The 8,566-nt window shown below is 44.8% G+C and carries 5 protein-coding genes and 1 pseudogene; 1 reads left to right on the forward strand and 5 read right to left on the reverse strand.

Annotated elements, in window-relative coordinates:
• The 3 genes and pseudogenes from VIP81_RS11185 to VIP81_RS11195 form a co-directional block, all read right to left on the reverse strand.
• A pseudogene (locus VIP81_RS11185) lies at positions 1-430 on the reverse strand (AraC family transcriptional regulator); the annotation flags it as partial.
• Positions 431-756: 326 nt separating this feature from the next.
• Entirely contained in the window at positions 757-2,088 is a 1,332-nt protein-coding gene (locus tag VIP81_RS11190) for a DEAD/DEAH box helicase (protein ID WP_331959970.1), read from the reverse strand.
• 239 nt (positions 2,089-2,327) lie between these two features.
• Entirely contained in the window at positions 2,328-3,314 is a 987-nt protein-coding gene (locus VIP81_RS11195; protein ID WP_331959973.1) for a DUF6528 family protein, read from the reverse strand.
• 152 nt (positions 3,315-3,466) lie between these two features.
• Here VIP81_RS11195 and VIP81_RS11200 point away from each other — a divergent pair, with 152 nt between their 5' ends.
• Positions 3,467-3,931 carry a hypothetical protein gene (locus tag VIP81_RS11200; protein WP_331959976.1) on the forward strand — a complete coding sequence of 155 codons (465 nt, stop codon included), beginning with the start codon at positions 3,467-3,469 and terminating at the stop codon, positions 3,929-3,931.
• Between the two features lie 209 nt (positions 3,932-4,140).
• Here VIP81_RS11200 and VIP81_RS11205 read toward each other — a convergent pair whose 3' ends face one another.
• Positions 4,141-5,796, reverse strand: a complete 1,656-nt coding sequence (locus tag VIP81_RS11205; RefSeq protein ID WP_331959979.1) for a serine hydrolase domain-containing protein — start codon at positions 5,794-5,796, stop codon at positions 4,141-4,143.
• A 144-nt stretch (positions 5,797-5,940) separates the two neighbouring features.
• On the reverse strand, positions 5,941-8,334 hold the full coding sequence (locus VIP81_RS11210) for a TonB-dependent receptor (protein ID WP_331959982.1): 2,394 nt from the start codon (positions 8,332-8,334) through the stop codon (positions 5,941-5,943).
• Positions 8,335-8,566 lie beyond the last annotated feature (232 nt).

Raw genomic sequence — 8,566 nt, forward strand, 5'->3', positions numbered from 1 at the left:
AAGGTACGCCGGAGTAGTCGAAGAAAGGAAATTCTACCGGTATTTTACCAGCCGGAATAATTTCCTCCAGGAAATTGGCATCGAATAAAATATAATAGCCAAAAGTATCTGCGCTGATATTATCCTTGCTGAATACCTGCCCCGGAAAAGTAAAGCTCAGCGTGCCCGCCCGATGCTGGAATTTTTCCAGTCCCAATTGCACATCTACACTGCCACTCAACGTAATGCTGATGCGATAGAAATCAGATTTGAGGGGACCTATGGCCGGCCGCAACCCTTCACTGGAATACACTTCAAAACCCGGAATACGTTTCGCCGCTTCCAGGTTGTTATACCCAAAATCAGAGGTGTCGTCTTCCTTGCGATGCAGGTGACGGAAGTCGTTCAACACATACTGCGGGATTTCTGGTTTGTTACTCTTTGTACGCATTTGTCTATATTCGTCTTTAAAAATAGAAAAAATATACCAATGGAGTTAAACCACCCTGCGAGCTTTTGTCTTGGGACAGGATTATACTGATTTAGATGATTTTCCAGATTTTTACTTTTTTGATTTGTAAGATTTTTAAAAGATTTTGGGAGATATGCGCGGATATTTTCGCTTATATCTCCCAAAATCTTTTAAAATCCAATACATCAGCAAATAGAAATCTGGAAAATCATCTAAATCAGTATAATCCTGTCCCAAGACAATATCCGCACAATAAAAAAGCAGCGACCATCCGATCGCTGCTTTCTAATAATATAAACAGATTGTTATCTCGCGATATCAATCTTCACTTTCTTATTTTTGATTCTTTCGTTCTTGATTTGCTCCAGTGCATGTCCTACTTTGGATTTCACTACCGCCACAAACGAGAAGAAGTCTTTCACTTCAATTAACCCGATATCTTCCTGTTTCAGGTGGGCTCTTTTAGAGAGGAAGCCTACGATATCTACTTTATTTACTTTATCTTTTTTACCGGCGCCAATGAAAATGGTGGTCCATTTTGGCTTATCGGGCAAAGTGGAAGTTTCCGGCAGTTCAATTTTTTCTACGACTTCATCCGCGAGGTAAGGCATCAGTTTTTCGTCCGGAGACAGAATCACGATGGCGGTACCACTGGCTTCCATTCTGGCGGTACGACCGTTACGGTGCGTCCAGCTATCTTCTGTATGCGGCAGGTGGAAGTGTACGATATAACGGATATTCGGGATATCGAGGCCGCGGGCAGCCAGATCGGTGGTGACCAGTACATTCACAGAACCATTGCGGAATTTGCAGAGGGCGGCATCACGTTCCTGCTGTTCCATGGCGCCATGGTAGAAGGTGTTGATGATACTTTTTTCTGACAGCATCTTGCTGGTACGTTCCACTGCTTCGCGATGATTACAGAATACAATGGTAGAACGGTTACCGAGGTAGCAGATGAGGCGAAACAGGGTTTCTACCTTATCGTTTTCGGGCGACAGCAGTTCTTTGATGGTCAGTCTGGCCACTGGTGTGCCTTCTTCCGGCAGAAAATCCAGTTTCTGTGGCTCGTTGAGGGCCAGGAACTCCGGTATTTCCACTGATTCGGTAGCAGAAGTCAGGATACGTTTTTTAACATTGGGAAGGGATTCAATAATGAAAGACACTTCCTCCTGGAAACCAAGTTCCAGTGTTTTATCGAATTCGTCCAGTATCAGCGTTTCAACGGCAGCAACGGTGATATTTTCCCTGCGGATATGATCACCCAGGCGGCCGGGAGTTCCAACAATCACTGCTGGCGGCTGTATGAGGTTATTTTCTTCTGTTTCCCTCAGGTGGCCACCATAACAGGCAGTAATTTTATAACCGGTTCCCATGAGTTTGAACACCTTCTCTATCTGAAGGGCCAGTTCGCGGGAAGGTACTACTATAAGCGCCTGCGTATTTTTATTGGCAGGGTCCAGTTGTTCCAGTATAGGCAGCAGAAATGCCAGCGTTTTACCGGAACCGGTTGCCGACAACAGAATTACATCAGCGTGTTGCTTGTTCGCGTCCACTGATGCCTGCTGCATTTCATTGAGTGAATCGATCTTGAGATTGGTAAGGATATTACCTAATGAGTATTTTTCTTTTTGCATTTGGGGGCAAAAGTACGAAGATTAACGCGGATTTTGTCTTTCTCAGGATTATACTGATTTTGATGATTTTCAAGATTTTATTTTTTATAGAATTTTAGAAGATTGGTAAAAGATTAGCGGAGATAAATGCAAATATATTCGCATTTATCTCCGCTAATCTTTTATAATCCTGTAAAAAATAAAATCTTGAAAATCATCAAAATCAGTATAATCCTGAGAAAGACAAAAAACCGCGGCATTTACGGGCACAGGTGCAGCTGATCATTGACCGGATAGCTGAAGGTGTTGGGTATTACCCATCTTGCTTTATAAATTTTCCATCCTTTTCGGGAGAAGATACTATTCCCTTTCGCATCCAGTACTTCGTCCGTCCACCACGATTCTTTGGGTCTTACGAGGAGTACCGGAAAGTCGCTCCCACCGGAAGAAACACTCTTAATGTTGGCCTGCAGCACATTTGCCTGGCTAAGTTGTTTACTAATCACATTAAACGTATATACGTTGGTGGTATTCGTCAGCCATAAGTTATTTTCACCATATACGGGGAACAGGTCATGTGCTTCTGTACCGGGTATATGGATGATGGTATCCGGTATCAGGTCGGGGGCAGCGCAATTGAAATTATAACGGAACGACCGGATGGTAGCCATGGCAGCAGACCAGAGTCTTTGCTGCCCCGCGTCCCACACTACATTGTGGCCAAAGTCGATGGCCACCTTTTTCGTATATACGCCCTCCGGGAATTGAAGCGTATCTGTTTTGAACAGCATCAGGTAATTCCCGGTACTGGACGCACTGACAATATTACCATCGGGCAATAGTTCAGCGGAATGGGTGTTGCCACCGGCATAGGCGTAGAACACCGTTTTTTTATCTGCTATCCTGATCAGGGCCACACCTCCACCGGAGGCGTTCGTCAGGATGTACTGATTATTGTATACGGCTTTTGCGTCGCTGGGGTTGCTAAACCATTTCACATGTTCCGGTTTTACGTTGGACGTTTCCGGCTTCCATTCCCAGATAACCGCACTGGTGTTAACATCTACGATCACAATCCTGTGCTGCGATTGCTCCGCCACCACCATACATTTGCTGCATGCCGCCACGGTGGCGGGTGTATCGGGTATTACCACCGGTGGTACTACTACCGGCCACACACTACTTTTGCCGAAACAGGTAACAGCGATCAAACTCACGCCCGTTAAAACATATACCAGTTTTTTCATTGTCCGTCATTATCGTTTTGTGCAAGATTGTTTTTTTGTCATCGGCCAATAGGCCATAGCCAGTGCCGGGCAACATAATTACCATCTTTTTTTCGAAATAAAAAGGAGGCTCCGGCAAAAGGGGTTTGCGGCTTTTTGTTTAATTTCAGGAGATGAAAATACCTTATATAGTACTGACGCTCGGAGCTGGCATCCTCGTATCCTGCCATCAGCAAGGGCAACAACAAAACACTGTAGTGGCAGATTCGCTACCACCTGTAGAAACCGAAAAAAAAGTGAACTGCTATGAAAAAGCTGTAGGCAGAGATACCATACAGCTCACCCTGAGCTACCAGGATAGTGTAGCCACAGGCAGACTGGTATATAATTTTTTTGAGAAAGATAAAAATGCCGGCGAGTTCAGAGGCATTCGTAACCATGAAATTATTCGTGGCAAATACGTTTTCTTCAGCGAAGGCGTGGAAAGCAGCCGGCCGGTTGTCTTTAAAGTGACGAAAGAACAGGCGTTTGAAGCGATTCCTGAAAGCTTCGATCAGCAGGGAATTCCTGTGTTCCCTGCCGACAACAGCCAGTTGAAATTTGATAGTATCCCGCTGGAATCGGGTGCCTGTAAATAGTGCGATTTTTTGTCTTTCCCAGGATTATACTGATTTAGATGATTTTCCAGATTTTGTTTTTCAGGATTAGAAAAGAATAAAAAGATTATCGAAGACCGATGAGAATCTGCTCACCAGGCTTCGATAATCTTTTTAAATCTGACAAAATCAAAAAGTAAAAATCTGGAAAATCATCTAAATCAGTATAATCCTGTCCCAAGACTAAATACTCACCTGATCTTCCTACAATGAAGCGGCCCTTGCGTGATCCGCAGCGTTTGTACCTCACCGTTAGGCTGTCTTACAAAGACAAACTGAAAATCAAATTCCGGTGTATTTGATCTAAACTGATCCGGGCCTGTCTGTACCAGGTCCGTGTCTGGCAAAGGCGTAGTAGACGATGCCATTAAGGTATGGTTGCGCACTGTAATGGTGGTAAAGGTATTCCGCATAGTGGGCAATTGGTATTTGCCGGCGTATGCCTTTAATGATTCATTGACCGCCGAAGTATCCGCTCCTACTTTCCGCCAGTCGAAAGTGGTGGATTGCATCGCTATTAATTCTACGACCTTTCCGGCTTTGTCGCGTATGAATGCAAAGCTGGAAACCGGTGTCACATTTTCTATAATAAATTTATCCGTCCCTACCGGCAACAGCTTAAAACGTCCTTCCATCGAGGCATCACAGATTAAGGTTCCTTTCTTATGGCGGATGGCGATGGTTTGTTTTCCCGCCTGGTAGGTTCCGGTAAAGCTGTCCAGCTGCTGATCGCTCATGGTGATGGCTGCCGGCGGCGCTTTTCCGAGGGCGAGCGCTTCGACTTGCGCAAATAGTTTAAAACGCCGGTTGCTGAAATCGGTTTTGTCTTCCCCTGATTTTACATTGGTTAAAATAACGGTGTACAATTCTTCCGCAGGAAAATATTTTTCCAGCGCAATAAAGCCACTTGTTTGCCCTTCATGATGAATACACTTTTTGCCGTTGACTTGATTGATAAACCATCCGTAGCCATAAACAGAAAAAGTGCCGTCGGCCAGTTTATAAGGCGTATAGGCGTGTTCCAGCGTAGCAGCACGGATTAATTTACCTGCCAACAGGGCTTCGTTCCACTTATTGAGATCTTGGGCGGTAGACAACAAATCACCACAGCCGTAGCCAATGGAGAGGGTCTGATAATCGCAATGTTCATAAAAACCATTATCCCGGGTGTATCCGGTAACCCGTAATGGCACGATCGTTTTTTCACCGGCAAAACGGGTATTCGTCAAACCGGCGGGCTGGATCACCTTTTCAGCGAGGTACTGATGATAGGGCATCCCGGTCACTTTTTCAATGATATAGGCCAGCAAGGTATAGTTGGAATTGGAGTAGCCATAGCGGGTACCGGGTTTAAACTCCAGTGGCGTTTGTTTAAAATAGTCGATGATAAATTCCGGGGTAAAATCCCGTCGTTCAATAAAGGGGATATCGCTATCTATCGCCGTGTAGTCGGTAATACCGGAAGTATGGGTTAACAAATTTTCTATGGTAATAGTAGCGCCTTTGTTGGGAAAGTCTTTCAGATATTGCTGTACACTATCCTGCAGGGAAATTTTGCCCTGCTCTATGAGCTGCAGGATGCCTACCGCCGTAAACTGTTTGGTAACAGACCCGATCCGGAACACCATATCCGGTTTCAATGGCACCTTCAATTCCAGGTTGGCGCTGCCAACAGCTGCTTCATAAATGATCTTTCCTTTTTTTGCGATCAATACTACCACACCGGGATCAGAGGGTGAAATAGCGGCGGATAAAATTGGGTCGAGCTGTTGGGCTAAATTCGTTTGTGCGTGTACGTATATCCATGCGGGCAAACATAATAACAATGACAATATCCGTTTTCTCATGTGAAATTTTTATACCTGCAAAGCTGCGTTGCAGGCGGCTATCCACATAAAAATCCATTGCTCAGATCGGGATTTGAGTAATATAAAAAGAACAGCCGGCCCCTTTTGGAGAGCCGGCTGCTGCTTATAAATAGTTATAACCACTTAGAATTTATACGATACCGTTCCGGTAAACTGGGTAGGCGGTATTGGATTAATGCTATAGTTTTCGTGTACGTAATAGTTGTAGGTATTGGTTACGTTAGACACTTTCGCCATCACGCCAAAACGTTTGAAGTTGTAGCCTGCGCTCAGATCCAGGGTAGAGAAACCAGGTACAGAGATGAGGCGGTTATAGGTTTGCGTTTGACCAATGGTGTTGTTCCATCCTGCAAAACGCTGACCGAGGTAGTAGTAACCAGCACCCACTTTCAAACCTTTCAGCTTTGTTTGCTGCAGGGTATAGAATACGCTGGCATTAGCGGTGTGGTTAGGATTTCCTACCAAACGCTCACCTGCAATAGAGCTACCTTTTACACCCGGTGTGTTTTCAATCGTCATGCTGTTATAGCTATAACCTGCAATAACGTCCAGACCTGGCAATGGATGACCGGCGATATCCAGTTCCACACCCTGGCTCAGGGTTTCACCAATCAGTGCTTTGAAGTTGGTGTTATTGTTCGGTGCGCCGTTTTTGTCAAATGGTGCGGTTTGGGTATAGTTATTATTTCTGATGCGGTAAGCAGTTACGTTTACAGATAACAACCCTTTCAGGAAATCATTTTTCACACCAGCTTCATATTGTGTGATGATAGATGGTTGCAGGTTCTGGCCATATATATCCTGTCCGCTGTTAGGTGTAAAGGAAGTAGAGTAGCTGGCAAATACCGCTGTTGTGGCAATAGGTTTGTATACTAATCCCAAACGAGGAGAAAATGCCTGATCATATCTTGATTTTCCTACTGTTTTACCACCTTTAAAGTCGTACACTACCGGAGATGCTGTTTGCAGATAAGAGTAACGGATACCTGCCATGAATTTCAGTTTTTCTGAAATGCTGATCAGGTCCTGTACATACACACCTACTCTGTTCACCGGTGCATTAGATACTGATTTCAGGGTATCGCCCGGCATATCGGTGCGACGGGGATACATAGCAGGATTCAGTACGTTGATGCTGTCGTAGATACCGGCAGTCTTATTAATAGAAGGTACTGCGTAAGCATAGGTGCCAGTCAGATATCTGTCTGCATCTACACCCGCCAGCACGGTATGTTCCAGGGAACCGGTTTTGAAAGTTCCGGTTACATCTACCTGACCGGAAAAATAATCTTCGTTGGTAGCATTAGCACCTAAAGGACGCAACAGCTTACCATCTCCTTTTGCCTGTATTCTTTCCAGGGAGTAATAATCACGTTTGTATTTAGAATAAGACACCACACCATTCAGGGCCCATTTTCCACCCAGCTTATGTCTGATATTGGCGGAAGTAGTGGCTTGCTGCGTATGTGCATAGTTCCACCCTTCACCATAGAAGGTGTTGCGTGCTACTTTATTGATAGCGGTATCACCAATAGATCCGATACCAAAATCAGGAGTGAAGTCATGCTTCAGGTAATCTGCCTGCACCAGTAACTCTGTACGCTCGCTCAGTTTGAATAAGAAAGAGGGATTGATATAATAACGTTTGGAGTGTACCTGATCGCGGTAGCTATCTGCCGTTTCGAAAGTACCATTCACGCGGTAAGCTACTTTATTGGACATTGGTCCATATACATCGAAAGTTGGTTTCAGCAGTCCGAAGCTACCAGCGCGAACGCTCACTTCTCCGCCAAAATTGAACTTAGGTTGTTTGGTGACCATGTTCATAATGGCGCCTGGGGCTACGTTACCGTATAAGATAGCGGCGCTGCCTTTCAGCACTTCTACTCTTTCCAGGGAGCTCATTTCCGGCATTGCACCAGAGTTAACGCGGGCGCCGTTTTTAAAGGTATTGGTGCTGGAAAAGCTATAACCACGGGCGTTAAAGGTTTCCTGGGTACCGGCTCTGGTAGAAGCCATATACACACCATTTATATTTTTTACCACATCGCTCATGCGCTGTGCCTGTTGATTTTCAATTACTTCGTGGCCAATCAGCGCTACTGCCTGTGGCAAATCCATCGCCGGCACCGGTAATTTACCAATGCTTACGGGTCTTTTATTGATCGTTCTGGTATGTGTTCCGTCAACCACAATCTCATTCAGCTGACTGGAAGTGGCTTCCAGTGCAAATGTTACGGCAGTTACCTGATCCGCACCTACTGTTACCTGGCTGTTCAGGGTTTTGGTACCTGTGCAGGAGATCACCAGGATGTAATTACCTGGTTTTACGTTTTTCAAGGCAAATTCTCCGTCTTCGTTGGTAAGGGTACCTTTCTTGGTGTCCTTTAATCCAATGGTGACAAATGCCGCCGGATGTCCGTCTGCTGAATTGATTTTCCCTTTAATAGTACCAGTTTGAGCAAGTACGGTGAGGTTGATGAATACCAGGCTAATGATAAAATAAAAGTGCTTCACTACAGTAATTTTGTGCAAAGAAACGTTAAAGCGGGCTGCGGGGATGATCGGATCGGGAAAACGATTTACGCAATCGGGAAAAAAGCGTGCGAATTTTTGTCTTTCTCAGGATTATACTGATTTAGATGATTTTCCCGATTTTGTCTTTGTCCAGGATTATACTGATTATACTGATTTTCCGGATTTTGTCTTTCTCAGGATTATACTGATTATACTGATTTTCCAGATTTTG

It is taken from the genome of Chitinophaga sp. (genome assembly GCF_036566945.1).
In the GTDB taxonomy this organism is placed as follows: Bacteria; Bacteroidota; Bacteroidia; order Chitinophagales; family Chitinophagaceae; genus Chitinophaga.